Source organism: Dehalococcoidia bacterium (genome assembly GCA_035310145.1).
Classification (GTDB): domain Bacteria; phylum Chloroflexota; class Dehalococcoidia; order CAUJGQ01; family CAUJGQ01; genus CALFMN01.
The window spans coordinates 81,758-105,829 of the sequence record DATGEL010000108.1 but is presented as its reverse complement, the minus strand read 5'-3'; the positions used below and the strand labels follow the sequence as shown (position 1 = coordinate 105,829).

The 24,072-nt window shown below is 71.9% G+C and carries 24 protein-coding genes and 1 tRNA gene; 11 read left to right on the top strand and 14 right to left on the bottom strand.

What is annotated here, in order from left to right:
* Window positions 1–19: 19 nt before the first annotated feature.
* The 3 genes from larB (at window position 20) to VKV26_20680 (ending at window position 3,161) form a co-directional block, all read left to right on the top strand.
* Window positions 20–787, top strand: a complete 768-nt coding sequence (gene larB / locus VKV26_20690) for a nickel pincer cofactor biosynthesis protein LarB (protein HLZ72328.1) — start codon at window positions 20–22, stop codon at window positions 785–787.
* A gap of 2 nt (window positions 788–789) precedes the next feature.
* Window positions 790–1,995 (top strand): nickel pincer cofactor biosynthesis protein LarC, encoded by a 1,206-nt coding sequence (gene larC, locus VKV26_20685; GenBank protein ID HLZ72327.1) that lies wholly within the window; start codon window positions 790–792, stop codon window positions 1,993–1,995.
* Between the two features lie 74 nt (window positions 1,996–2,069).
* On the top strand, window positions 2,070–3,161 hold the full coding sequence (locus VKV26_20680) for an IPT/TIG domain-containing protein (GenBank protein ID HLZ72326.1): 1,092 nt from the start codon (window positions 2,070–2,072) through the stop codon (window positions 3,159–3,161).
* A gap of 15 nt (window positions 3,162–3,176) precedes the next feature.
* On the opposite strand, the gene VKV26_20675 is transcribed toward VKV26_20680, so the two are convergent.
* The 4 genes from VKV26_20675 to VKV26_20660 form a co-directional block, all read right to left on the bottom strand.
* Window positions 3,177–3,920: a glycerophosphodiester phosphodiesterase family protein gene (locus VKV26_20675; protein HLZ72325.1), complete on the bottom strand. Its 744-nt coding sequence runs from the start codon at window positions 3,918–3,920 to the stop codon at window positions 3,177–3,179.
* Window positions 3,921–3,961: 41 nt separating this feature from the next.
* The gene (locus tag VKV26_20670) at window positions 3,962–4,921 is read right to left on the bottom strand and encodes an LLM class flavin-dependent oxidoreductase (GenBank protein ID HLZ72324.1); all 960 of its coding nucleotides are present in this window, start codon (window positions 4,919–4,921) and stop codon (window positions 3,962–3,964) included.
* Window positions 4,918–6,237 (bottom strand): (Fe-S)-binding protein, encoded by a 1,320-nt coding sequence (locus VKV26_20665; GenBank protein ID HLZ72323.1) that lies wholly within the window; start codon window positions 6,235–6,237, stop codon window positions 4,918–4,920. The genes VKV26_20670 and VKV26_20665 overlap by 4 nt, the downstream gene beginning before the upstream one ends.
* Window positions 6,238–6,361: 124 nt before the next feature.
* Window positions 6,362–7,348 carry a M48 family metallopeptidase gene (locus VKV26_20660; protein HLZ72322.1) on the bottom strand — a complete coding sequence of 329 codons (987 nt, stop codon included), beginning with the start codon at window positions 7,346–7,348 and terminating at the stop codon, window positions 6,362–6,364.
* A gap of 234 nt (window positions 7,349–7,582) precedes the next feature.
* On the opposite strand from VKV26_20660, the gene VKV26_20655 reads away from it, so the two are divergent.
* Complete coding sequence (locus VKV26_20655) at window positions 7,583–7,969, top strand: hypothetical protein (protein ID HLZ72321.1); 387 nt, start codon at window positions 7,583–7,585, stop codon at window positions 7,967–7,969.
* Between the two features lie 217 nt (window positions 7,970–8,186).
* Here the strand turns inward: VKV26_20655 and VKV26_20650 are convergent, their stop codons facing one another.
* From VKV26_20650 to VKV26_20625, 6 genes are all read right to left on the bottom strand, one after another.
* Window positions 8,187–8,678 (bottom strand): B-box zinc finger protein, encoded by a 492-nt coding sequence (locus VKV26_20650; protein HLZ72320.1) that lies wholly within the window; start codon window positions 8,676–8,678, stop codon window positions 8,187–8,189.
* Window positions 8,679–8,684: 6 nt separating this feature from the next.
* The gene (gene fabZ / locus VKV26_20645; GenBank protein ID HLZ72319.1) at window positions 8,685–9,104 is read right to left on the bottom strand and encodes a 3-hydroxyacyl-ACP dehydratase FabZ; all 420 of its coding nucleotides are present in this window, start codon (window positions 9,102–9,104) and stop codon (window positions 8,685–8,687) included.
* Between the two features lie 56 nt (window positions 9,105–9,160).
* Window positions 9,161–10,012, bottom strand: coding sequence for a PHP domain-containing protein (locus tag VKV26_20640; GenBank protein ID HLZ72318.1), 852 nt, complete (start codon window positions 10,010–10,012; stop codon window positions 9,161–9,163).
* A 2-nt stretch (window positions 10,013–10,014) separates the two neighbouring features.
* On the bottom strand, window positions 10,015–11,577 hold the full coding sequence (rny, locus tag VKV26_20635; GenBank protein HLZ72317.1) for a ribonuclease Y: 1,563 nt from the start codon (window positions 11,575–11,577) through the stop codon (window positions 10,015–10,017).
* Window positions 11,578–11,702: 125 nt separating this feature from the next.
* Window positions 11,703–12,359 (bottom strand): RecX family transcriptional regulator, encoded by a 657-nt coding sequence (locus tag VKV26_20630; GenBank protein ID HLZ72316.1) that lies wholly within the window; start codon window positions 12,357–12,359, stop codon window positions 11,703–11,705.
* 87 nt (window positions 12,360–12,446) lie between these two features.
* Window positions 12,447–12,520 (bottom strand) — tRNA-Gly (locus VKV26_20625).
* 165 nt (window positions 12,521–12,685) lie between these two features.
* On the opposite strand from VKV26_20625, the gene VKV26_20620 reads away from it, so the two are divergent.
* Both VKV26_20620 and VKV26_20615 read left to right on the top strand, forming a co-directional pair.
* On the top strand, window positions 12,686–13,561 hold the full coding sequence (locus VKV26_20620) for an LLM class F420-dependent oxidoreductase (protein HLZ72315.1): 876 nt from the start codon (window positions 12,686–12,688) through the stop codon (window positions 13,559–13,561).
* Complete coding sequence (locus VKV26_20615; protein HLZ72314.1) at window positions 13,515–14,045, top strand: hypothetical protein; 531 nt, start codon at window positions 13,515–13,517, stop codon at window positions 14,043–14,045. Before VKV26_20620 ends, VKV26_20615 begins: the two co-directional genes overlap by 47 nt.
* A gap of 248 nt (window positions 14,046–14,293) precedes the next feature.
* Here the strand turns inward: VKV26_20615 and VKV26_20610 are convergent, their stop codons facing one another.
* Window positions 14,294–14,488, bottom strand: a complete 195-nt coding sequence (locus VKV26_20610; GenBank protein HLZ72313.1) for a hypothetical protein — start codon at window positions 14,486–14,488, stop codon at window positions 14,294–14,296.
* A gap of 304 nt (window positions 14,489–14,792) precedes the next feature.
* On the opposite strand from VKV26_20610, the gene VKV26_20605 reads away from it, so the two are divergent.
* From VKV26_20605 to VKV26_20590, 4 genes are all read left to right on the top strand, one after another.
* Window positions 14,793–15,884: a hypothetical protein gene (locus tag VKV26_20605; protein ID HLZ72312.1), complete on the top strand. Its 1,092-nt coding sequence runs from the start codon at window positions 14,793–14,795 to the stop codon at window positions 15,882–15,884.
* Between the two features lie 559 nt (window positions 15,885–16,443).
* Window positions 16,444–17,598, top strand: a complete 1,155-nt coding sequence (locus VKV26_20600) for a hypothetical protein (protein ID HLZ72311.1) — start codon at window positions 16,444–16,446, stop codon at window positions 17,596–17,598.
* A 19-nt stretch (window positions 17,599–17,617) separates the two neighbouring features.
* Window positions 17,618–18,802, top strand: coding sequence for a DNA replication/repair protein RecF (gene recF, locus VKV26_20595; GenBank protein HLZ72310.1), 1,185 nt, complete (start codon window positions 17,618–17,620; stop codon window positions 18,800–18,802).
* Window positions 18,799–20,415 carry a PrsW family glutamic-type intramembrane protease gene (locus VKV26_20590; GenBank protein ID HLZ72309.1) on the top strand — a complete coding sequence of 539 codons (1,617 nt, stop codon included), beginning with the start codon at window positions 18,799–18,801 and terminating at the stop codon, window positions 20,413–20,415. The genes recF and VKV26_20590 overlap by 4 nt, the downstream gene beginning before the upstream one ends.
* On the opposite strand, the gene VKV26_20585 is transcribed toward VKV26_20590, so the two are convergent.
* Both VKV26_20585 and VKV26_20580 read right to left on the bottom strand, forming a co-directional pair.
* On the bottom strand, window positions 20,372–21,313 hold the full coding sequence (locus VKV26_20585; protein HLZ72308.1) for a diacylglycerol kinase family protein: 942 nt from the start codon (window positions 21,311–21,313) through the stop codon (window positions 20,372–20,374). The genes VKV26_20590 and VKV26_20585 overlap by 44 nt on opposite strands.
* Before the next feature lie 228 nt (window positions 21,314–21,541).
* Window positions 21,542–22,000: a carboxymuconolactone decarboxylase family protein gene (locus VKV26_20580; GenBank protein HLZ72307.1), complete on the bottom strand. Its 459-nt coding sequence runs from the start codon at window positions 21,998–22,000 to the stop codon at window positions 21,542–21,544.
* Between the two features lie 148 nt (window positions 22,001–22,148).
* Between VKV26_20580 and VKV26_20575 the strand changes: the two genes are divergently transcribed.
* Window positions 22,149–23,021 (top strand): sigma-70 family RNA polymerase sigma factor, encoded by an 873-nt coding sequence (locus VKV26_20575; GenBank protein ID HLZ72306.1) that lies wholly within the window; start codon window positions 22,149–22,151, stop codon window positions 23,019–23,021.
* 33 nt (window positions 23,022–23,054) lie between these two features.
* Here VKV26_20575 and VKV26_20570 read toward each other — a convergent pair whose 3' ends face one another.
* Window positions 23,055–24,071 (bottom strand): potassium channel family protein, encoded by a 1,017-nt coding sequence (locus VKV26_20570; GenBank protein ID HLZ72305.1) that lies wholly within the window; start codon window positions 24,069–24,071, stop codon window positions 23,055–23,057.
* Window position 24,072: the final 1 nt, after the last annotated feature.

Genomic DNA, 24,072 nt, shown 5'->3' with positions numbered 1-24,072 from the left:
TTTGCAAGGAGTCACGATCATCAACCGCGAACGGCTGGAAAAGCTGCTGGAAGAGGTACGCGGCGGCACAGTGACGCCGGCCGAGGCGGCGGCGGCGCTGGAGACGTTGCCCTTCGAGGACATCGGCTTTGCGCACGTCGACCATCACCGCGCCCTGCGTGAGGGCTTCCCCGAGGTCGTGCTCGGCCTGGGCAAGTCGCCGGAACAGGTGGCCGCGATCGGCAGCCGCATCGCCGAGCACGCCGCGCGGCTGCTGGTCACGCGGGCCACGCCGGCGCAGTTCGCGGCGCTCGCTCCGCTCGTCCCCGACGCCAGCTATCGCGCCGAGGCGCGGGCGATCGTGGTCGATCGCTGCGCGGCTCAGGCGAAGCTGCCGGGCGTGGTCGTGCTCTGCGCCGGTACGGCCGATCTGCCCGTGGCCGAGGAGGCGGCGATCACGGCCGAGCTGGGCGGCAGCGCCGTCGAGCGTATCTACGACGTGGGCGTGGCCGGACTGCATCGCCTGCTGGCGCACCTCGACACGCTGCGCGCGGCCAACGCGCTGGTCGTGGCCGCGGGCATGGAGGGGGCGTTGCCCAGCGTGGTCAGCGGCCTGGTTGCCGCGCCGGTGATCGCCGTGCCGACCTCGATCGGCTACGGCGCCAGCTTCGGCGGCTTGGCGGCGCTGCTCGGCATGCTCAACAGTTGCTCCGCCGGCGTCGCGGTGGTCAACATCGACAACGGCTTCGGCGCCGGCTACCTCGCCGCCACGATCAACCGCCAGGCGCACGGCGCGGGGCGGCCCTGACCATGCGCGTCGCCTACTTCGACTGCCCCTCCGGCGCCAGCGGCGATATGCTGCTCGGCGCCCTGGTCGACGCCGGCGCCTCGCTCGATGCCATCGTCGCCGCGCTCGCCGGCCTGCCCGTCGGCGGCTATCGGCTGGAGTCGCGCCGTGTCGACCGCGCCGGCATCGCCGCCACCAAGGTAGACGTGCTGCTGGAGGAACGCGAGCAGCCGCATCGCTCGCTCAGCACGATTCTTGGCCTGATCCGCGGCTCCCACCTGCCGCCGAGCGACGTCGAGCGCGGCGCGGCCGTGTTCACGGCGCTGGCGGAGGCGGAGGCGAAGGTGCACGGCGTCGGCGTCGAGCAGATCGAGTTTCACGAGGTCGGCGCCGTCGACGCGATCGTGGACGTGCTCGGCGTCGTGTTGGCGCTGCGGCTGCTCCGCGTGGAGGCCTGCTTCGTCTCGCCACTGCCGGCCGGCGCCGGCACGGCGAAGACCGCGCACGGCGAGATCCCGGTGCCCGGACCCGCCACGCTGGAGCTGCTGGCCCGCGCCCGCGCGCCGATCGCCGCGCCGCGCGAGGGAGAGCGCTTCGAGCTGGTGACGCCGACCGGCGCCGCCCTGCTGACGACGCTGGCTCGATTCGAGCGCCCGGCGCTGCGTCTCGAACGGGTCGGCTACGGCGCCGGCGGCCGCGACACGCCGGGCCGGCCGAACGTGCTGCGTTGCTGGCTGGGCGAGGCTGCGGGTGAGGCGACGGCTGCGCACTCGCAGCGCGAGATGCGGCTGCTGGAAACGAACATCGACGACATGAGCCCGGAGCTGTTCGGCTGGGCGCTGGAGCGACTGTTCGCCGCCGGCGCGGTCGACGCCTGGTGTACGCCGATCCAGATGAAGAAGAACCGCCCCGCCGTGATGCTGCAGGCGCTCTGCCCACCCGAGGCAGAGGCCGAGGTCGTGCGCACGCTGCTGCGCGAAACCTCGACGCTCGGTGTGCGCGTGCGCGAGGTGCGCCGCTACGAGGCCGCGCGCGAGTCAATGACCGTGACCACGCGGCTGGGCGAGGTCCGCGTCAAGGTGAAGCGCCTGCCCGGCGAGCCGCCGCGCGCCGCGCCGGAGTACGACGACTGCCGCGAGCTGGCCCTGCGCAGCGGCTTGCCGCTGGCCGAGGTCTTCCGCATCGTGGGCGAGGCCGCGGCCCGCGTGCTGGATGCGCAGCAGGGCTGAGCCGCGCGGCCAATGGGAGGCGCTTCGCGCGACGGCGTGCAGGTCAATGCGGCTGCCTCCCGTACAATCGGAGCATGGCTCGACGGTCTCTGCCACGGTTGCTCGGCTGCTTGCTCGCCGTGTGCCTGCTTGCCGTGGGCGCGGGCTGCGGCTCGAAGTCCGCGGGCCCGCCGACCGTCAGCCGCGTCGAGCCGGCGACGGTGGCGCCCGGCCAGGACGCCTTTCTGATCGTCGAGGGCAGCAACTTCGCCCGCAACGCCGGCGTGAGCGTGGGCGGGCAGGCCGTCGCCGCAACATGGGTGAACGGCTCGGTGCTCACCCTCGTCGCGCCCGCCGGCCTGAGCGCCGGCGCCTACAACGTGACCGTGCGCAACCCCGGCGGCGCGGACAGCACCTTGCCGAACGGTCTCACCGTCGCCGGCGGCGCCGCCGCTGGTGCGGCGCCCACGGCAACCGCCGCGCCCGTCGCGTCACCCAGCGCCACGCCTCGGCCCACACCGAGCCCGATGCCGTCGCCCACGCCGAGCCCGACCCCCACGCCGTCGCCCACGCCATCGCCGACGCCCAGCCCGCGCCCGACGCCGTCGCCCAGCCCCTCGCCCAGTCCAACGCGGGCGCCGGCCGCCGTGCCGGCCGGCACGCTGGAAGGGATGGTGTGCCAGCCGGCGGAGTTCGGCAATCAGCAGCCCTTGCGCAAGCAGCGCATCGCCAACGACGCGCTCGACGATCCGGGCACCGCCGCGCGGCTTGGCCGGCTCGACGGCTACCAGGTGACCTACGCCAGCTTTCCCGGCACGCGCAGCTCGACGCCGGTGAGCGCCAACACCGACTGCTACGTCGAGCTTTACGGCACGCCGGAGGGGGCGGAGGCGGCCGTGAAGGCGCAGCAGATCTTTCCGCAGAATGTGAGCGTGCAGGAGGTCCAGGCAGGCGCGCTGGGCGGCGCCGCGCGCAGCTTCGAGGGTACCTACAGCGACAGCCGCGGCCAGACCTTCGCCTACACTTTCATCAAGTGGCAGCAGGGCCGTTTCGTCGGCTCGGTGACGATCATCGGCGCCAGCAACGCCCTGGCGCGCCCCGCCGTGCTCACGCTGGCGGCGGCGATGGACGCCCGCATGGCGGCCGCCGTCTCGCGCGAGGGCAGAGCCGGCGGCGTCGCTCGATGACGGCTGTTTGCCCGGCTACGCGCCCACGGCGGCGCGCACGCGCTCGGGGAAGTTCGAGCAGATGCCGTCCACGCCGAGGTCGCGCAGGCGGGCGATCTCGGCCGGCTCGTCCGGCGTCCAGGTGAAGACACGCAGGCCGCGGCGCAGCGCCCGCCGCAGCAGCGCGTCGGTGACGAAGGTATGATTCGGGCTCACCGCCTGCGCGTTCTGCGCCAGGGCCACGGCGCACATCTTCACCGGGTCGGGGTCGCGCTCCGACCAGAGCTGGCCGCAGGGGATCTCCGGCGCCAGCTCGCGCACGCGTCCCACCACCTGCGGCTGGAACGACCAGACCATCACGTCGTCGGCCACGCCCATGCGCCGCACGAGCTGCACCACCGCCGGCTCGATCGCGCGCTGCTTGATCTCGGCGATCAGCAGCGCCCGGCCACGGGTCAGCTCCAGCACCGCTTCCAGCGTGGGCACGCGCTCGCCGGCGAAGCGGTCGCCAAACGTGCGCGCGCCCGCATCGAGTCGTTGCAGTTCGGCCAGCGACTTCGTGCGCACATCGCCCGTGCCGTCGGTCGTGCGGTCTACCTCGTCGTCGTGCAAGAGTACGGGCACGCCGTCGGCGGTGCAGTGCACGTCGATCTCGATCGCCTCGCTGCCCAGCTCGAGCGCGGCGCGGATGCCGGCGAGCGTGTTTTCGGGCGCGTGCCCCTTGCACGCCGCGTGCGAGATGATCAGCGGCCGCCGGCCCCATTGGGGTGAAGCGCTCAAACCGGCACCCTCCGCATGCGCCTCGCCGCGGCTTTCGGCCCCTACCCGGCCAGCTTCGCCAGCAGCGCCGCCGCGCGGTCCAGCGAGACGCGCCGGTCGTCGCCGGCGGGGATCGGTGTGGCGATCACTTCGCCCGCGCCCGCCTCGATGAACTGGCGCAGCCGCGCTCCGACCGCCGCTTCGTCGCCGTGTGCCACGACCTCGTCGATCATCGCGTCGCTCCACTCGCCGCGCAGCGCCTCCTCGTAGCCGGCGTCGCGCAGCATCGTGGCGTAGTAGGGCAGGCGCGGATAGCCGGCGAGCTGCTGGCGGGCGGCGGCGCGCACGGCGGCGGCGTCCTCGTTCACGCAGATCGGCACATGCGCCACCAGCGGCGGCGCCTCGCGCCCGGCGCTCGCGGCGCCCTGGCGCAGCGCCGGCAACGCCACGTCGCGCACGTAGGGCAGCGGGCAGATCCAGGTGATGGCGCCGTCCGCCAGCTCGCCGCAGAGGCGGAAGGCGTTGACGCGCAGCGCCGAGGCCATCACCGGCACCGGCTGCGCCAGCGCCGCCGCCATGCGGCCATGCGCGTGGTAGAAGTCGCCGTCGAGGTCGGCGCCGCCCTCGTTCAGCGCGGCCTTGACGATGCGCAGGTACTCGCGCAGGTGGCCGAGCGGCTTGACGAAGGGAATGCCGAACATGCCCTCGACGCTGGGCTTGTGGCTTGGCCCCAGACCAAGGCGGAAGCGGCCGGGCGCCAGCGAGGCGATCGCCGCCGTCTGCTGAACCACCACGATCGGATGGCGCGGCAGGATGGGAATGATGCAGGTGCCCAGCAGGATGCGCTGCGTGCGCACCGCGGCCGCACCGAGGATCGTCAGTCCGTCGGCGCCCATGCCGCCGGTCGTCAGCCAGGCCGCCGGCACGCCCACCTGCTCGTAGCGCTCGATCGCCGCCAGCGTCGCCGCGGCGTCGCGTTCCTGCACGTGCAGGCCGATCGTCCCTGTGCTCATGGCACTCATGGCTGCTTCGCTCCCGCCCGGTAGGATTCTTCCAGCAGATCCACAACGTGCAGCACCCGCGCCTTCAGCCCGGCGCGGCGCACGCCGTTCTCCAGTTGCAGCATGCAGCCGGGGTTGGCGGTGACGATGATCTCCGGCATCGCCTCGCTGACCTCCTCCATTTTGCTGTCGAGCACCTGCAGCGACATCTCGCGCCGTACGACGTTGTAAATGCCGGCGCTGCCGCAGCAGCGATCCGAGCCAAGCTCCACGAACTCCACGCCCGGAATCGCGCGGATCAGCTGCCGCGGCGACTCCTTCACCCGCTGCGCGTGCGCCAGGTGGCAGGAATCCTGGTACGTGACGCGCGCGTTGACGGGGCCAAGCCGCTTCTCGTCGATGCCGTGCGCGGCGAGGAACTCGGTGACATCGCGCACCATACCGCTGAAGCGCTCGGCCTTCTCGCGGTACGCCTCGTCGTGCGCCAGCAGCTCGTGATACTCCTTCAGCATCGAGCCGCAGCCGGCGGCGTTGACGATCAGCGCATCGACGTTCGCCGCGAGCACCGCGTCGATGTTGCGCCGCGCCAGCCGGCGCGCTGCCTCGCGGTCGCCGCCGTGCACCAGCAGGGCGCCGCAGCACTGCTCGTTGGGCAGCAGCACCACGTCGCAGCCGTTGCGGCGCATCACGTTCAGCGTCGCTCGTTCCGAGGCGGCGTACATCTGCGGCATCACGCAGCCGACGAACATCGCCACCCGGTGCCGCCGCGGCCCCACGGCCGGGTAGAGCCGCCGGCGCGGGCGGAACGGCCGCTTCGAGAGTGAGGGCATCATCGCCTCAAGCTCGCGCAACGGCGGCGCCAGGCGCAGGACGCCGCTGCGCTGCACCAGCCAGCGCAGGCCGGAGCGTTGGTAGAGCCGCAGCGAGGCAGCGACGCCGGAGAGCACGGACGTATGCAGGAAGAGCGCACGCGTGATCGTCCGGCGCAGCAGCCGCGGCCGGGCCGGGCCTTTGCCCTGCGTCAAGATCTGCGAGCGCGTCGCCTCCATGATGCGGCCGAAGGGCACGCCAGAGGGGCAGACCGATTCGCAGTTGCGGCACTGCAGGCACAGCTCCATGTGCCCCACGAAGCCGTCCGAAAGCGGAATGCGGCCCTCTTCCGCGGCGCGCATCAAGTAGAGCCGGCCGCGCGGCGACTCGGTTTCGAGGCCGGTGGCCACGAACGTCGGGCAGTGCATCAGGCAGAGGCCGCAGTGCACGCAGCGCGCCAGGTCGGCGAAGGCGGGCGCGTCCGCCCCGCTGAACGCCGAGCGCCCCGTCGCCGCAGGAGAGGTCATCGGTGCCGTCCTCGCGCGGCCGCCAGGAGGGGAGGCCGCGCCCCCAGTGTCAGCGATCGGCGGGCGCAGCGACAAGCGCGGGACGCGCGCGGCGCGGCATCCCGGCCGGATTCTGCTCGGGCCGCTACTGCGAGGGGCCGCGGTAGCCGCGGTCGAAGGCCTCGCGCATCTTGCGGATGGTATCGCCGGCCTTCTCCGCCGCGTCCTGGGCGCCGCCGGTGTAGTGGCGCACACCCGCGCCGAGCTCTTCCTGCCAGGAGGGTTTGGCGTCGCCGCGGCGCAGGTATTCGCCGCGCAGGATGCGGTCGTAGCCGCCCTCCTGGATCCACTCGCGCAGCAGCGCGGCGCGCATCACCAGGAACGGATGCGTCATGTCCAGCGTGTTCAGCACCTTCAGCACCTGGTCGAGCACGTTGTCGACCTGGCGGTACTCTTCCGCCTGCACCAGGAACTCGTTGAGGTTCATCTCCTCCGGCGTGCCGCCGCCGGCGAGGCGCATCATCGTGCTCATCGCCGCCTCCGGCTGCTGCACGGTGAGCAGGCCGGCGCGGTCGGAAGACAGCTCGCTCTTGCGGTACCACTCCAGCAGCGCGTAGAGGATCGGTTTCGCCGCCATGCCGATCAGCGGGAAGCCCGAGGCCGCCAGCCGGATCAGGATCGCCAGCATCGTGTGGTAGAGGGCATGGCCGCTGAGCACGTGGCCCAGCTCGTGCCCCATGATGTTCTCGACCTCTTCGTCCGGCAGCAGCCGCAGCGATCCGGAGAGCAGCAGCACCCAGGGTTTGTCCACGCCGTAGGCGCCCGCGTTCACCGCCGGGCTCTGCGCCACGTAGAGCGGCACCTCCTCGGGCGAGTCGAGCGTGTCCTGCGCCTGCAGCCAGAGCCGGTGCAGGCGCGGAAACTGGCGCGGCGCGACGCGCACCGAGTCGGCTTGAAACGCCAGGCGCAGGCCGCGCTCGCCGAAGGCGCCGATGATCTTCTTCAGCACCTCGTCGAAGGCGGGGATGGCGCGCAGGGCGGCCAGCGCCGCGCGGTCGGCCGGGTGCTCCCAGGCGCGCGAATCGATCTGGTCGAGGCGGCGGCGGATCGGCACGATGGCGGTGCTGGTCATGGTCGTTCCTTGCGCGAAGCGCGAGCGGGGTCGTCGTCCGCCGACGGATCGCCCGTGTGCCTGCCTTAGTAGCCTTAGTAGTATGTAGTATCGCTGTGCGGCGCAAGCCCGTGAAGGTGCTGGCCCCGAATCCGACCTCATGCGCCTCAAGGACGATTCGGAAGCGGACCGGCTGCGGGCTGGACTGCCGGCGAGCGGCCTCGCTATACTGGCATCCGAAAGAGGAGTTCGAGCTTGCCACGTCAGACCCGCCGCAGCCGCAACCAGGCGCCCAGCCTGCGCAAGGGCCAGCAGCCCGCGGTGCCGGCGCACTTCTACCGCCGCACACCCGCGCCCACGCTCGAGCCGCCGCCCGGCAGCGAGGAGCAGGCGGGCGAGCCCGATCTCGATTCCGCGGCGCTCGATCGGCCGGCCGCGCCCAGCAGCAGAGCTCTAGCGGCCCCCGGCGCACCGGCAGCGACGGCCGGTCCCCGAGGCCGTACGGCCGCACGCGCGGAGGCCGCGCGCGAGCGGCTGAGCCACACCGATTACGGCTACGTGATCGGCGAAGTGAAGCGCATCTTTGTGACTGCCGCGATCATCATCGTCTTGCTGATCGTGATCGCCATCCTGCGGCATTAGGCGCGGCATTCGGCCCTCATCCTCTCGTCTCTCCTTCTCCCAATCCTGGGAGAAGGAGACGATCCAGCCTGGAGCGTTCCGTCGCCGGTGCGGTTACCCCAACGCCGGCCGATTTCTCCTCCGCCGGATCGCCCCTTTCCCTCATCCCAAATCGCGCCCCGCGCGATGTCAGAGATTGCGGGAAAGGGGACGGGGGATTGAGGGCCGTCAGCCACGCCTACTTCAAGTAGTTCACGGACACGACCGCGGCGATCACGACGAAGATGTATCCGTAGAGGTCGTTCTGCGGCAGCAGCGTATGCGGCGACGCCACCAGGTTGTGGATCAGGTAGACCAGCACGCATGATGCCGCCGCGGCCACCTGCAGCGAGACGCCGCGCCGCCGGTTGGTGACGCGGCCCATCGCCTCGGCCACCAGCCAGCCGTAGCCCAGCGCGGGCAAGAAGATGAAGATGCCGAAGATGCCCGCCGAGCGCGGAAGTAAATAGCCCCAGAGCACGCCGACCACCACCGCCACGACCGCCGCCGCCGCAATGCCGCGCACCAGCAGCGCCGGCGAGACGGAGTAGATCACCGGCCGGCGCAGGTTGGCGCAGCTCTTGCAGCGGGCGCCCACCGGTGTCTGCACCATGCAGCGCGGGCAGATGGGCGTATCGCACTTGCCGCAGCGCAGCTCGGTCTCGACTTGCGGGTGTTGGGCGCATTGCACCGAACGCTATCCCCTGGTCCCGTCCACATCTACCGCGAAGGTTAGCTCGCCCTCGCAGGCGAGGGCGCCGTCGACGGTAGCGCGCGCGGCGCCTTTGCCGATCGGTCCTCGCTGCCGCGTCAGTTCCACTGCCAGCCGCAGCGTGTCGCCGGGCACGACGCGGCGGCGGAAGCGCACGCCGTCGATGCCGGCGAAGAAGCCGATCTTGCCACGGTACTGCTCCTGGCTGAGCAGCGCCACGGCGCCGACCTGTGCCAGCGCCTCGACGATCAGCACGCCGGGCATCACCGGCAGGCCGGGAAAGTGGCCCTGGAAAAACCACTCGTTGATCGTGACGTTCTTGATCCCGACCGCCCGTTTCCCCGCCTCGATCTCGACGATGCGATCAACCAGCAGGAAGGGAAAGCGGTGCGGGATGATCTCCATGATGCGGGCGGCGTCCCAGACATTCGGCGTGATCGGCGCGGCGTCTCGCGGCTCGCTCACGATACGACGACCACGGGGCAAGCGCAGCCTTCGCCGGCGGCGAGCAGCGCCTCCACGGCCTCGTCGGGCAGGGGAATGTCGCCCGGCTCGCGCTCACCGGGGTTCTTGAGCGCGTGGTAGTCGCTGCCGCCGGTGGGCAGCAGCCTCAGCCGCGTGGCGATCGCCAGCAGCTCCGCCACCTTCTCGGGGCCGAGATCCTTGTAGTAGACCTCCATGCCGCCCAGCCCCTGCCCGGCGAGCTCCGCCAGGATCGCCTCCGCGTTCGGCGTGTAGTGCGGGTGTGCGACGACGGGTAAGCCGCCGGCCTTGCGGATCATCTGCACCGCCTCCGTCGGCGTCAGCTTCTCGCGCTCGGCGTAGGCGGGGCCGTTGCGGCCGATGAAGCGGTCGAACGCCTCGGGAATCGACTCTACGTAGCCGCGTTCCACCAGGTGCTGGGCGACGTGCGGCCTGCCCACCGAGGCGTCGCCGGCGATCTCCTGCACCCGCTCCCACGATACGTCCATACCCAGCGCCCGCAGCTTCTCGATCATACGCAGGCCGCGGCCCAGCCGGCCCTCGCGGAAGCGGGCCAGCTCCGCCTGGAACGCCCGGTCGTCGATGTCCATGAAGTAGCCGAGCACGTGCACTTCGCTGCCGGGAATGTCGGTGCTCAGCTCCACGCCGGGCACGAGGCGGATGCCGTGCGACTTGAGCGCGGCCGCCATGTCGCGCACCCCCGCCGTCGAGTCGTGGTCGGTGAGGGCGATGGCCCGCAGGCCGGCGCGCGCCGCCAGGGCAGCGAGCTCGCCTGTCGTCTTCTTGCCGTCTGAGTGCGTGGAGTGGGTATGAAAATCTCCGCTCGCCATGGCTAGCGCGCGTACTCGACGGCGCGCGTCTCGCGCACGACCGTGACCTTCACCTGGCCGGGATACTCCATCGTCTCCTCGATCTTGCGGCTGAGGTCGCGCGCCAGGCGCATCGTCGCCAGCTCGTCGATCTGCTCGGGCTTCACGATCACCCGCACCTCGCGCCCCGCTTGAATCGCGAACGACTCGCGCACGCCCTCGAAGCCGTTGGCGACGACTTCCAGGTCTTCGAGCCGCTTGACGTAATACTCGAGTGACTCGCGCCGCGCCCCCGGCCGCTGCCCGGCGATCGCATCGGCGATCTGCACGAGCGTGGCCTCGACGCTGCGTGGCTCGACCTCGTCCTTGTGCGCCTCGATGCAGTGCACCACGGCCGGCGGCATGCCGAAGCGCTTCGCCAGCTCGGCGCCGATCTGCGCGTGGCTGCCTTCAACCTCGTGGTCGGCCGCCTTGCCGATGTCGTGCAGCAGGCCGGCGCGGCGCACGATCGAAACGTCGGCCTTCAGCTCCGCCGCCAGCAGGGCGCCGATCTGCGCGGTTTCCTGCGAGTGCTTGAGCACGTTCTGACCGAGGCTCATGCGGTACTTGAGCTTGCCCAGCAGGCGCATCAGCTCGGGATGCAGGTTCGGCACGCCCGCCTCCACCGCCGCCGTCTCGCCGTCGCCGCGCAGCGACGCCTCCACCTCGCCGCGCGCCTTCTCCACCACTTCTTCGATGCGCGTGGGGTGAATGCGTCCGTCCTGCACGAGGTGCGAGAGGGCAATGCGCGCGATCTCGCGGCGCACGGGGTCGAAGCCGGAGAGCGTGACCGCGTCTGGCGTGTCGTCGATGATCAGGTCGCAGCCGGTCGCCTGCTCCAGGGCGCGGATGTTGCGCCCCTCGCGCCCGATGATGCGGCCCTTCATGTCGTCGCTGGGGATGGGAACGACCGAGACCGTGGTCTCGGCCGTCACGTCCGAGGTAATGCGCTGGATGGCGGTGGCGACGATTTCGCGGGCGCGGCGGCCGGCCTGCTCCTTGTACTCGGCCTCGATCTGCTGCATGCGCCGGATCGCGTCCTCGCGCACCTCGCGCTCGACTTCGCTCATCAGCAGCTCGCGGGCCTCGGCGCTGGAGAGCTGGCCCACGCGCTCGATCTCGTGCAGCCGCTGCTGGCGCAGCTCTTCGAGCTGGGCGCGGGCGGCCTCAGCCTCCTGCTCGCGCTGCGTAAGCTGCCGTTCGCGCCGTTCGTAGGCTTCAGCCTTGCGGTCGAGGTTCTCCTCCTTCTGCACGAGGCGGCGTTCCTGCCGCTGCAGCTCGCCGGTGCGCTCGCGCAGCTCCAGCTCGGCCTGGGTGCGCAGGCGGATCGCCTCTTCCTTCGCTTCGAGCAGGATCTCTTTCTGGCGGGTCTCCGCCTCGCCGACGATGCGCGCCGCATTGGCCTGGGCGGCCTGCCCGTCCGGTTGCTCCGCCTGCGGCTGCCGGAGCGGCTCGGTGGCCGGACCGGGCTTGCGGGCGTAGAGATACATCGCACCGGCGGCGAGAAGGAGGACCGCAATCGCCAGTACGATCACCAGTACCAGCATATGCGCCTCGCTTTCGCAGGGATGGACAGACAGCACCGCGCCGCGGCCTGCCTGTCAGACCAGTGTACGAACGTGGTTAAGCCAGTGTCAACGGAGGATCGGTAACAGAAAGTACGTAAGCGGTATTACTCGTCGTCCTCGGCCGACTCGCCGCCGCGTTCACGCCACAGCTCGCGCACGATCGGCCCGACCACGCCGTAGCCGAAGCCGCGCCGCTGCAAGAAGCTGCCCAGCCGCCGGTAGAACTCCTCGTACGTCGCCACGCGCAGCTTCGCGGCGTGGGCACGGGCGACGGCGCGGACCTGCGCCTCGTCGTCGACTTCGCTCAGCGCCGCGGCGGCGCCGGCGTCGCGCACGCCGCGCGCCCGCAGCTCGGCGGCCAGCAGCGAGCGGCCGCGGGCGTGGGCGCCGCTGCCGCGTTCGGCCACCCACTGGCGGGCAAACTGCTCGTCGTTCAGCAGGCCGGCGCCGCGCAGGCGCTCAACCGTCGCCGCGATCGCCTCGGCGGGCAGCCCTTTGCGCCGCAGCCGATCGCGCAGCTCCTGCTCGGAGCGCGGACGGTAGCTGAGGAGATGAAGCGACGCTTCGTAGGCGCGGTGGCGCGCGTCTTCCTGCTCCAGGCGGTCGCGGAGGTCGTCGCTTGCTTCCTGCCCGACGCGCAGGCCGAGCGCATAGACGGCCTCGCGGTGCACCCGGACCCAGGGTTCGCCGGCCGCTTCGTCGACGATGACCGCGACGCGTCCGCCGCGCCGCTCGCGTTCGATGCTGGTGATCGTGCTCATCTCATCGGTTCATCGGCCGGCCGCAGGGAGCGGGCGAAACAAAGAACCGGCGCCCACCGGCGCCGGAGGTGCGGTTCTGCATCGCGGTGGAGCGGGTGGCGAGAATCGAACTCGCGCATCAACCTTGGGAAGGTCGCAGGCTACCATTACATCACACCCGCGCAGCCCCACAAGTTCGATTGTAGGCCGGGCGCCGAACTGGCTGTCAAGCGCGTGACCGCCGACGGCCAGCCTCTCGGCGGGCTGTCGCTCTGGACGATGCGCGGCTAGACTGAAGGCGGCCCGCGCCGGATGCCGCATCCAGCCGGCGTGGTTCGGAGGCAGCGATGAAGCTCGGCGTCGTCTTCCCGCAGACCGAAATCGGCAACGATCCCGCGGCGATCCGTGATTACGCGCAGGCGGCGGAGGGCGCCGGCTACAATCACCTGCTGGTCTTCGACCACGTGGTCGGCGCCGATCCGGCGCAGTACAGTCCCTGGCGCGGCCCCTACACGTTTCAAAGCGCCTTCCACGAACCGTTCGTGCTCTTCGGCTACCTGGCCGGGCAGACGCGCCGGCTCGAGCTGGTGACGGGTATCCTGATCGCGCCGCAGCGGCAGACGGCGCTGATCGCCAAGCAGGCCGCCGCGGTGGATGTGCTCAGCGGCGGCCGGCTGCGCCTCGGCGTGGGCGTGGGCTGGAACGCCGTGGAGTTCGAGGCGCTCGGCCAGGACTTCCACACGCGCGGCCGGCGCATGGCGGAGCAGATTGGGCTGCTCCGCGCCCTGTGGACGAAGCCGGTGGTGGACTTCGACGGGCGCTGGGACCGCGTGCGCGCCGCCGGCATCAACCCGCTGCCGGTGCAGCAGCCGATCCCGATCTGGATGGGCGGCATGAGCGAGCCGGTGCTGAAGCGCATCGCCCGCCTGGCCGACGGCTGGTTTCCGCAGTTCCAGCCCGGCGATGAGGCGCGGGCAATCCTCGATCGCCTGCACGGCTACCTGCGCGAGGCCGGCCGTCCGATCAGCGCCGTCGGCATCGAGGGGCGCCTAAGCACGTCGCAGGTGCCGCAGGAGCGCTGGAGCGAGGCCGCCCGTGCCTGGCGCGAGATCGGCGCTACGCACCTCTCCTTCAACACGATGGGCGCGGGCTTCAGCACGCCGCAGCAGCACATCGATGCCGTACGCCGCTTCCATGATGTCGTCGCAGCCGTCGCGGTCTAGCGGCGCGGCGCCTCTTGCTGGCGGCGACACGGCCGCGATCGCCGCGCTGCCGGGCGTCATCGCGGTGCACCGCAACACCACGCACTGGTACAACAACGCCAGCTTCGCGCTGCCCTTGCTGGCCGCGGTCGTCGTCGGGCTCGTCGGCCTGGCGCTGCGGCGGGGAGACGTGCTGGCCTTCGCGGGCTTCCTGTTCGTGGTCACGGCCTGCATGGCGCCGGTCGTGCTCGTCTCCTGGCGACAGACGCCGACGGCGGTGGTGCTGACCGGGGACGAGATCGTCGCCCTGCACGACGGCCGCACGCTCAAGCGCCTCGCCTGGACGGAGGTGCGCGGCGTGACGCGGCGCGAGACGCAGGGCAACGTGCGCTGGCACGTCACGGCGGCAACCGGCGAACGCATCGCCCTCGACGGGGAGATCGCGGATCTCCCCGGCCTGCTGCGTGAAGCGCGCCGGCTGGCCGGGCTGCCCGCGGCGGAGTAGGGCGGTGCTGCCCGCGTGGCGACGATCGTTGCAAGGACCGCGACCGGGCGCTTTCTGACGCTCGGGCACGGAACCATGAGCCGGCTCCGACACCGCGTTTGAGAACGCGCCCCCTGCTCGCGGCGGCGCAGCTCCGGCGGTCGGAGATGGGGTGCGAACCGCGTTGGCGAAAGTGAAACGAGCGCCGTGCCCGCCGCCCCACCCGACGTGGGGCGGCGGGCACGGCGCTCGCTCGTGGCATCGGCAGCCTAACGGTGCTCGGCGAGCTGGACGATCGCCAGCGCGGCACGGAAGTACTTATTCCGGCCGAGATCGCCGATCGTCTTGATGTTGAACGCCTTTTGCAGCAGTTCGGCATCGCCGGCGGAGACACCCTGCAGCGCGTCCACCGGCGCGTTGACGAGCTCGTGGAACGGCGTCTGCTCAAACGCCTTGTCGACCACCTGGCGCGGCGCCCGATCGGCGCCATCCGTCGCCGCTTGAGTGTGTCCGGCAGCAGCACCGGCACCGGACGGTGCGGTTGCCGCGGCGCCGGCCGAGGGACCGGCGCTCGGCGCGCTTCCGATCGGTGGACTCGTGGATGGGCTCGCGCCGGCCGCAGCACTGCCGGACGATGATGGTGCAGCCGCGCCTGCCGGCTGTGCGACCGGCGCCGAGGGAGCGCTCGCTGCCGCGGGCGTGCTCGACGCGCCCGGGGCTGCCGGCGTGGCCGGCGTGCCGGACGGAGATGCTCCGGCCGGGTGCTGCATGCCGGCTGCAGCGCTGCTCGGCGCCGCTGCCGAACTCGCTGCACCATACGTACCTGGCGTGCCCGGCGCCGATGGCGAGGCAGGAGCCGCCGGTGCGCTTGCTCCAGACGGCGTGCCTTGCGAAGCCAACCCGCTCGGTGTGGCCGGCGCCCCCGACGCCGATGGCATACCGGCTGCCGACGGCGCACCGGGCGACGCGGCGCCCAGACCAGACGGCGTCCCCGACGGGGCCAAGGACCCCGCTGCCGTGGCGCCCTGCGAAGCGATGCCGCCGGGCGACGCCGGCGCGCTCGGCATCGACGAGCCGGAGGGCACACTCGACGCGGCCGGCGCGTTTGCCATACTCGGCGTACTCGATGCCGATGGCATGCTCGGCGTGCTTGGCATGCTCGGCGTGCTTGGCGCAGCCGGCGTGGCTGGCGTACTTGTCGCTCCCAGACCGCCCAGAGCCGACGGGGCGCCTGGCGCACTGGATGCCGTCGGGCCGGCGGGCATTGCCGGCGCCCCTGACGCGGCCTGCGCGCTCGGCGTTGACGGTGCGCCTGCGGCGCTGGAAGCGGATGCGGGCGTGCTGCTCGGTGTGGCCATTCCGCCTGGCGCGGCCGAGGCCGCAGGTGCGGACGGTGTACTGGCAGTCGGCGCCGCGCCGGACGCCGCGGAGGATACCGCCGGCGTGGGCGCCGCAGGCGGCGCGGCATGTTCCGCTACGCCGCCGGCGCTTGAGGTCGAGGGATGCAGCGGCGTGACGTTTCCCGTCTCGGACAGCCGGGATGTGACCTCACCTGGAGTTTCTTCCCCCAGCTTCGCCGTCTCGCTGCCGAGCGACGGCATGGAGGGCAGCCTGCTCGTCACTTCGCTCGCGCCCGGCAGCTTCTCGCCGATCTCAGCCGCGCCCGGCGCCTTCGCTGCGAGGTCGCCCACGCCGGGGGCCCTGGCGGCAATATCGCCCGCGCCGGGCATCGAACGGATATTGGACTCCAGCTCGCCTGCGCCTGCTGCACCGGCGGTCCCTGCCGAAGCCACGGCGCCGCCGATGCCATGCCCGCCGACCTCCGCCAGCCCCGGCCGAGACTGGGACGTGTCCGACTGAGCCGCGGCGGCGACCTGCTGGTCATCAAGATGCTCGGCGTCGTCCGCGACCACCACGTCGTTCGGGCTTGCGGAGCGCACCGAAGCCACCGGCAGCCAGTAGTCGCGCCAGAAGGTAACATCGACCTTGAAGTAGCGCCCGCTAATCTCCTTGACCTTGCCCAGATGCTTCCCGCTCTCCGTGTAGACCTTCGTGCCGACCCTGAGTTCCTCAGACGCGTCAGACATCGATCTCCTCCGTCTTCGAGCGTACGTCGCACCGCGGGGCACGATCGGCCGTGATCGCACCCCATTGCTCGTGACACGTAACAATCTGCTTACCCGCGTAGTCTGTCAAGTGCCGTGAGCGGTAGGCACGCGGCGGCACAGGCCGGCTTGCAGGGGCGTTCACGAGGCATCGCCGCCGCGTCCGGCGCCCTCCTCGCGCTGCCGATGATTCCGCAAGCACCGTGATCCGACCGACGGCGCCCGTCCCGTGCGGCCGGCGGACGACGCGCCGCGCCGGGGTATAATCGGCACGAAAGCGGAGGGGCGTGGCAGGGCGCCTCCCGGGAGGCGCCGTGTCCGGTGCACGTCGCTCAGCGCAGACGCCCGCCTGGCGGACGGGGCTGGCCGCGGCCCTGCGCCGCGCCGCCCGCGTGATCGCGCCCGGAGGCTCAGCGGGCATCCCGCCCGTGACGCCGGCGCCGCGCGATGCGGCCGGTGAGGTGGACGCGCGCGATCAATCGACCGAGGAGGCGCGACCCGCGGATAGTGCGGTCGTCGATCCGCTGGAACGCGCCCGCGCCGCCCTGCGCGATGCACGGCAGCATATGTCGGCCCTGATCGAGAGCGACGCGCCTCCGCCTGCGGCACGGGCCGAGCTTACGCCTTCCATCCCCGACGAGTCCGCCGAGCTGCGAGGGTTGATCCGGGAGCTGCGCGCGGAGCGGCTGCGACTCACCCAGGAGGTTGCGGAGCTACGCGGACTGCTGCTCGACCTCGGCGCAGACGTGCGCCGGCTCAGCGAATCGCTCACGGCCGCGCGGCTTCCTGGCGCCGCTGGCCCGCGGCCCCTGTTGCCCCCAGCCATCCCGTCGATCTCTGCGCGTGAAAGCGTTTGGTCCGAGCCGTCGCCCGCATTGCCGGCGGGCGCGGGTGAGGCATCGCCGCCGGCGCCGGCTGCTGCCCCACAGGCCGGCGATCGGCAACCCGCCGCGCAGGCGCTCGAGTCCAACAGCGCCTCGGCGCCCCTGCCGTTTGCGGGCCGGCTGATCGGGCGGGATTTCGGTTGGCGCGCTCGCCCGGAGGCGGCCATCGCCGCCGGGGGCGCCTGCGAGGAGGAGACGGCCGGGCCGGCCGAACGCCCGGCGCCTGCCGCGTCCGAGGCCGGAGCTCCCCCGGTTCAGGAAGCCGCGGCAGCAGTCCCAGCCGCCTCCGCCGAGATTCGGCTCTCCGCGGTCAGCACGCGGCTGGTGGTCGGCCCGGTGCGCTCGATCGGCCGGCTCACGGCGTTGGAGCGTCGCCTCACCCGCGATCCCGTGCTCGGCCAGGCGACGCTCGCCGACTACCGGCGCCAGACGGCCACCTTTGTCGTGACGCCGCGCGAGCCGATCGCCCTCACGGCGCTGGAGCCGGCGCTCTGCGGCGCCGAGGCGGTCCGGATCGAGGCAGCCTGGCAGCCGGATGGCGCCCTGCGTCTCTCGCTGCTGACGGCACAGGAACACGGCGCCTGAAGGCGGCGCGGACGGGCGTATGTACCTCGCGCGCCTGAGGCTCAGCAACTTCCGCAACTACGAGCGCCTGGACTTCACTCCGGGCGCCGGCGTCACGTTGATCCACGGACAGAACGCCCAGGGCAAGTCGAACCTGCTGGAGGCGATCTACCTGCTGGCGACGACGCGTCCCGCCCGCGGCAGCGAGGCCGATCTGATCCGCTGGCAGGCTGCGGCCGAGGGCTTCGGCGTGGCGCGCGTGGTGGGCGAGGCGGAGCGCAAGCAGGGCCCCGTCGCGGTGGAGATCGCCGTGGCGCCGCGCCAGGAGAACGGGAGCGTGCCGGAACGGCGGGGCGCCGGCCACGCCAGCAAGCGGCTGAAACTCAACGGCGTGCCGCGCCGCGCCTCGGACGTAATCGGCCAGATCGCCGCCGTGCTCTTCACCGCCGCCGACATCGACCTGATCACGGGACCGCCTGCACTGCGGCGGCGCTACCTCGACATCACGATATCACAGACCGATCCGCTCTACGTCCGCGCCCTGCAGCGCTACCAGCGCGTGCTGCTGCAACGCAACTCGCTGCTGCGCCGCATCGGCGAGGGCCAGGCGCGCAGCGACGAGCTGGCCTACTGGGACGAGCAACTGGTGCGCGAGGGGGCGCAGATTGTGCGCACGCGCCGGCAAACGATGGCGGCGCTGGAGATCGCCGCGCGCGAGGCGCACGCCGCGCTCAGCGGCGGCCGTGAGCGGCTGACGATCGCCTACGCGCCGCAGACGCCGCTGCCGGACGGGCCTTCGCCGCCGCTTGGTGAGATCGAAGCCGGTCTGCGCGGCGGCCTGCACCGGCAGCAGCGCCGCGAGATCGCCCTCGGCCAAACGCTGATCGGTCCGCACCGCGACGACCTGCAGTTCAGCCTCGACGGCGTGCTGGTCTCCGCCTTCGGCTCGCGGGCGCAGCAGCGCACGGCGGCGCTGGCTCTGCGCCTGGCGGAAACCGTCTTCCTCACCAGCGCCGGCCGCGATCCGCCGCTGCTGCTGCTGGACGACATCTTCTCGGAGCTGGACGAGACGCGGCGCTCGGCGGTGCTGGACGCGCTGGGCGGCGCGGAGCAGGTGTTCGTCACCACGGCCGAGCCGGAGCGCTTCGGCGCCAAGTTCCGCCGCGGTGCCGCCGTTTACGAAGTCTGCGCCGGCGTCTTGCGCCGCGAGGAGCAGAGCGCGTGATCCGTGTGCCGATGCCGACCTGGACGCGGTGGATCCTCTTCTCCGCCGCGCTGCTGTGCTGGTGGCTCGGGCTGGTCCTGAGCTTCGGCGGCTTCGCGGCCTGGGCTCAGGCCAAAGCCTCCGCCGATCCGCTTGCCGAGGTCGTTCTGGGCAGCGTCGGCGTCGTCCTCTACGTCGCCGGCTGCGGCCTCGGCCTGCTGGCGATGCCCAAGTTCACGGGCATCACCGGCATCGCGCTCGCGCCGGTCTTCGCGCTCGCGGCCCTGGCGATGCTCTCTGGCGCCGTCGCCGTGCAGCGCTACGGAGAGATGGACGATCCGGCTCGGGCGAGCACTGCTCTGATCGTCGGCGGCGTGCTCTGCCTGGGGCTGGCGTTGCTGTTCCTGGCGAATTGGCTCGCCTGGATCAAGCAGCCCGGTGCCTCGGCCACCGTGACGCACGTGCTGCGCGCCGCCGCGATCTGGTGGGGCACACTGCTTGTGGCGCAGGCGGTCGAAGCCGCCGTGCTGGCCTTCGCCGAGCTGTCGCGAGGCGTAGGGCTGCACGGCGACGGGCACGATCATCTCTTTCTCGTCCTGACGTACGCCGGCTCGGCCGCCATCTACATCGCGGCGGGCGCGGTCCTCTTCTGGCACGGCGCAGGCGCGCTCACAGGCGTCCCCTCGCGTGGCTACCGGCCGCCCGCATTCTGGAAGCCTGGGCTCATCGCCGTGACCGCGATCGGCGCCGGCGCCGTGCTGCTGCTGGGCAACGCGGCGATCTGGCTGCTGCCCCTGCTGCACGTGCTCGCCGTGCTGCTGCCCGGCATCAGTATCCTGGCGCTGGTCTCTCGGGCCGGGCGCCGCGGCGGCTTGCAGGCGCATTCGTCCTGGCGCGAGATCACGCTGATGGTCGCCTACGGCGCCGCGCTTGCCGCCACCGTCGCCGGCATTGTCAACACCACGCTGCTCGTGGCCGAGTTTCTGCCTTTCCTCGGCGAGTTCAACCGCAGGTCGGTCACGGCGCTCAACGATCGCACCGCCTTCGTCCTGCTGTTGATCGGCATCTCGGTGCTGGCGCCGCTGGACGAGGAGTTTTGCAAGGGCTTCGGCGTGCGCCTGCTGAAGCGGCACAACCCCACGCGCTACCAGGCGTTCCTCTGGGGGCTGGCCTCGGGCGTCGGCTTCGGCATGGTCGAGGCCAACGCCTACGGCGCCGGCGCCTTTCATCAGTCGGCGTACCGCTGGTGGGACGGTGTGCTGCTGCGCGGCGCGGCCAGCTCGCTGCACGCACTGACCAGCAGCATCGTCGGCATCGGCTGGTTCTACTGCTTCCGCGGCCGCCGGCTGCGGTTTGCCGGCTTCTACCTGCTGGCCGTCGTCCTGCACGGCTCCTGGAACGCGATGAACCTGCTGACCGTGGCGCGCGTGCTGCCCGGCTTCAAGCGCCTCTCCGACCACGCCGTCGAGATCGGGCTGGAAGTTGGGTTGGCGATTATCGCCCTGGGCATCCTCACCGTGCTCTGGCGGCTGGCCCGCCGCCTGGCGCACGACGACACGTCGCCGGCTGAGTTGCCGCCGGCGCCGCCACTCAGCGCCGCTCGGCCGCTGCCGGCCGCGTCGGCGTCGGCGTGAACAGCGGCGAGTCCAGGCCGGGGGGCACGATCACCGTCAGGGCACGCGGCACGGCCGAGAAGGTCATCGGCGTCGTGCCAATGGGTTCGCCGTCCGCCTGCACCGGCAGCGGCCGCGCCGCCGCGATCCGGACGCGCGCCGCCTGCACGTAGACCTCGTCCGCCCGCGGCGGCCGCCCGGCCAGCGTGCGCACCACCTGCGGCAGCAGTTGCCGCACGCCGGCGCCCGCATAGACGCGGAGATCGAGCAGGCCATCGTCGATGCGGGCGCGGTGGGCGGCGTGCAGCAGGCCGGCGTAGAGCCGCGTGTTGCCGACGATCGCCGCCAATGCTCGCCCACGGAAGTGAACCTCGCCTGCCTCGATCGCCAGCGGCCTGCCGCCGTGGCGCAACAGGTCGGAAACGCCCGCGGCGAGATAGGCGTAGCGCCCCCAGCGCCGTTTGCGCTCCGCCATCACGGCCCGCACCGCGACTGCATCGACGCCGACGCTGGCCAGCATGAGGAAGTAGCGATCGCCGACGCGGCCAAGGTCTACGCGCCGCCGCTCGCCGCTCAGCATGAGGCGTACGGCCGCGGCCGGATCGGCGCTCAGCCCCACTTCGCGCGCCCAGAGATTGATGGTGCCCGCGGGCAGCACGGCCAGCGCCGTTTCGCTGCCGGCGAGGCCGTTCACCGCTTCGTTGATCGTGCCGTCCCCGCCGCAGACGAGCACCGCCTCGCTGCCGCGCTGCGCGGCCAGTGCGGCCAGTGCGGTCGCGTGCCCGATATGGGCCGTGGTGCGACATTCGACGCGCCAGCCGCGCCGTTCAAGCTTTTCCAGCGCCGCCGCAAGGCGAGACAGCCGCAGCCGGCGGCGGGCGCTCGGATTGCGGATCACGGTGAGCAGCCTGGCACTCATGCGGGGCCATTAGCCTTGACGGCCGGCAGGGCGCCAGGTACACGCGGCGCCCATGCCGGCCGGAGGGTGCGACCGACGATCGGCGGCGTGCTGGTCGGTCTCGTCAGTTTCGCCACGTGCTCGCTGATCGAGCAAGCCGCCGGCCGAGAATCGCGGTGATGTCCGAGGCTGACAAGGGCGGCGCCGTCCTCGTTGCGGCACGCGGTGTCGGCGCCGCCCGGCTGCCGCTCAAGGCGCCCAGCAGCCGGCGGGCTGCCGCGTGGCGACGTTGAAGCGATTCCAGACGTTGATCAGCGCGATGTGAACCAGCAGCTCCGCGAGCGCCGGCTCGTCATAATGGCGGGCGGCCTCCTCCCAGACGGCATCCGGCACGGGATCCTCACGGTCGCTGAGCCGGGTGACGGCCTCGGTGAGCGCCAGCGCGGCGCGTTCGGCGTCGCTGAAGTAGGGCGTGTGCCGCCAGGCCGCCACGGCGAAGAGCCGCTCGTCGCTTTCGCCGGCCTGCTTCAGAAAGCGGGGGTGCATGTCGACGCACACGCTGCAGCCGTTGATCTGGCTGGCGCGCAGCTCGATCAGGCCGATGGTAGAGGCCGGTACGCCGCCCTTCTCGGCGGCCGCCGCCAGGGCCTGCAGACCCGGCACCACGTCGGGCATGATCGTCGCGATATTGTTCATTCGCGGTTCCACGGTTGCGCTCCTTCAGAGAGTTTCAGACGTTTCGGATGAAGTTGCTGACGCAGGACGCTGGACCGCCAACCGTATTCAGCCCCCTTGTCACAGCGGCCGGCTTTGGCCCGTCATGGTGTTGACGGAGCGAGGCGGAGGATTGTGACCGATGAACGAGCGCGAATGGCTGGCAGACCGCTTCGAGGAGCAGCGCGGCCACCTGCAGGGCGTGGCCTACCGCATGCTCGGCTCGCTGAGCGAGGCGGACGATGCCGTGCAGGAGTCGTGGCTGCGGCTGAGCCGCGCCGGTGCGGACGGTATCGATAACCTGGGCGGCTGGCTGACGACGGTGGTGGCGCGCGTATGCCTGGACATGCTGCGCTCGCGCAAGTCGCGGCGCGAAGAGTCGCTGGACGTGCGGACTGGCGAGCCGCCCGCGAGCGCCGCCGCCGGCGCCGACCCCGAATACGAGGCGCTGCTGGCCGACTCGGTTGGGCTCGCCATGCTCGTGGTGCTCGACACCCTGAGTCCGGCCGAGCGGCTGGCCTTCGTGCTGCACGACCTGTTCGCCGTGCCCTTCGAAGAGATTGCGCCCATCGTGGGGCGTTCACCGGTTGCGGCACGGCAGCTTGCCAGCCGCGCCCGCCGCCGGGTGCACGGCGCGGCGCCGGCTCGCGCTGCCGATCTCGCTCGCCAGCGCGAAGTGGTCGACGCCTTCCTCGCCGCCTCGCGCGCCGGCAACTTCGAGTCGCTGCTCGAGCTGCTCGACCCGGACGTGGTGTTCCAGGCCGACGAAGCCGTGCCGGCGGGCTCACCGCGGGAGGCCCGCGGGGCGGCGGCCGTGGCCGCGCAGTTCTCGGGGCGTGCGCTGCTGGCGCGGCCAGCGCTCGTCAACGGCGCCGTGGGCGTGGTCGTGGCCCCGCGCGGGCGGCTGATGCTCGTCCTCGGTCTCACGCTCGCGGGCGGCAAGATCGCCGCGATCGACGTGATCGCCGACCCGGAGCGCCTGAGCCAGCTCGAACTGGCGGTGCTCGACGACTGACCGGCAAGGGAACCGAAGCGGAGCGGCGTCAGCTCAATTCGGCCCCCGCGGCGGCAGGCGCGCCGGCACCGCCACGCCGCCGGCGTGGATCTGCGCCAGTTCGGCCTCCGGGCCGAGCACGATCAGCTCGTCGCCGCCGGCCAGGTCGTGCGTGCGCTGCGGCGCCACGATCAGCTCGCCCGCACGTCGCAAAGCCAGCACGGTTGTCGTGGGACAGGCGGCCAGCAGCCGCGCGACGGTCGTCGGCTGCTCGGCGGCGTCGTAGAGCAGTTGCGCGAGAATCGGCTCGCTCTCGCCGGCCGATGAGGCTTGCAACGCGTCGACGAACAAGGGCTGGATTGCCCAGAGGGCCATCTGGCGGCCGGCGATTAGATAGGGCGAGACGACGCGGTTGGCGCCGGCCTGGCGCAGCTTGCGCTCGTTCTCCGCCTGGCCGGCGCGGGCGACGATGAAGAGCGCCGGGTTGAGCGATTTCGCGCTCAGCACGATGTAGGTGTTGTTGGCGTCCGTGTCCGAGGCCGCGATCAGGCAGCGCGCCCGCTGCACGCCCGCGCCAATAAGCGTCTCGTCCCGCGTCGCGTCGCCAGGAGAGACGAGGTAGCCGCGGCGCTCCGCGAGCGTGACGCGCTCCGGCGTGGTATCGACCACGACAAAGGGCATGCCGCGCGCCGCAAGCTCGGTCGCCACCTCCTCACCGACGCGGCCGAAGCCGCAGATGATGAAGTGGTCGCGCAGCGCCTCGACGCGGCCGCGCATGCGCTGCCCTCCGAAATAGGCGGCGAACTCGCCTTCGAGCGCCAACTGCGCCACCGTGCCCGCGGTGTAGACGAGTACGCCCGCGCCGATCACCAGCAGCACGATCGTCAGCAACTTGCCGGCGACCGTCGTGACCTGCGGCCGCTCGATGCCCGCGGTGGCGATCGTCACCACGGACTGATAGAGCGCATCAAACGGATCGATACGCTCCACCAGCGCGAAGCCGGCCGTCCCCAGCGCCAGCAGCGCGAGCACCGCCAGCGCCGCGCGGAGCAGCCGGCGTCGCGCGGACACG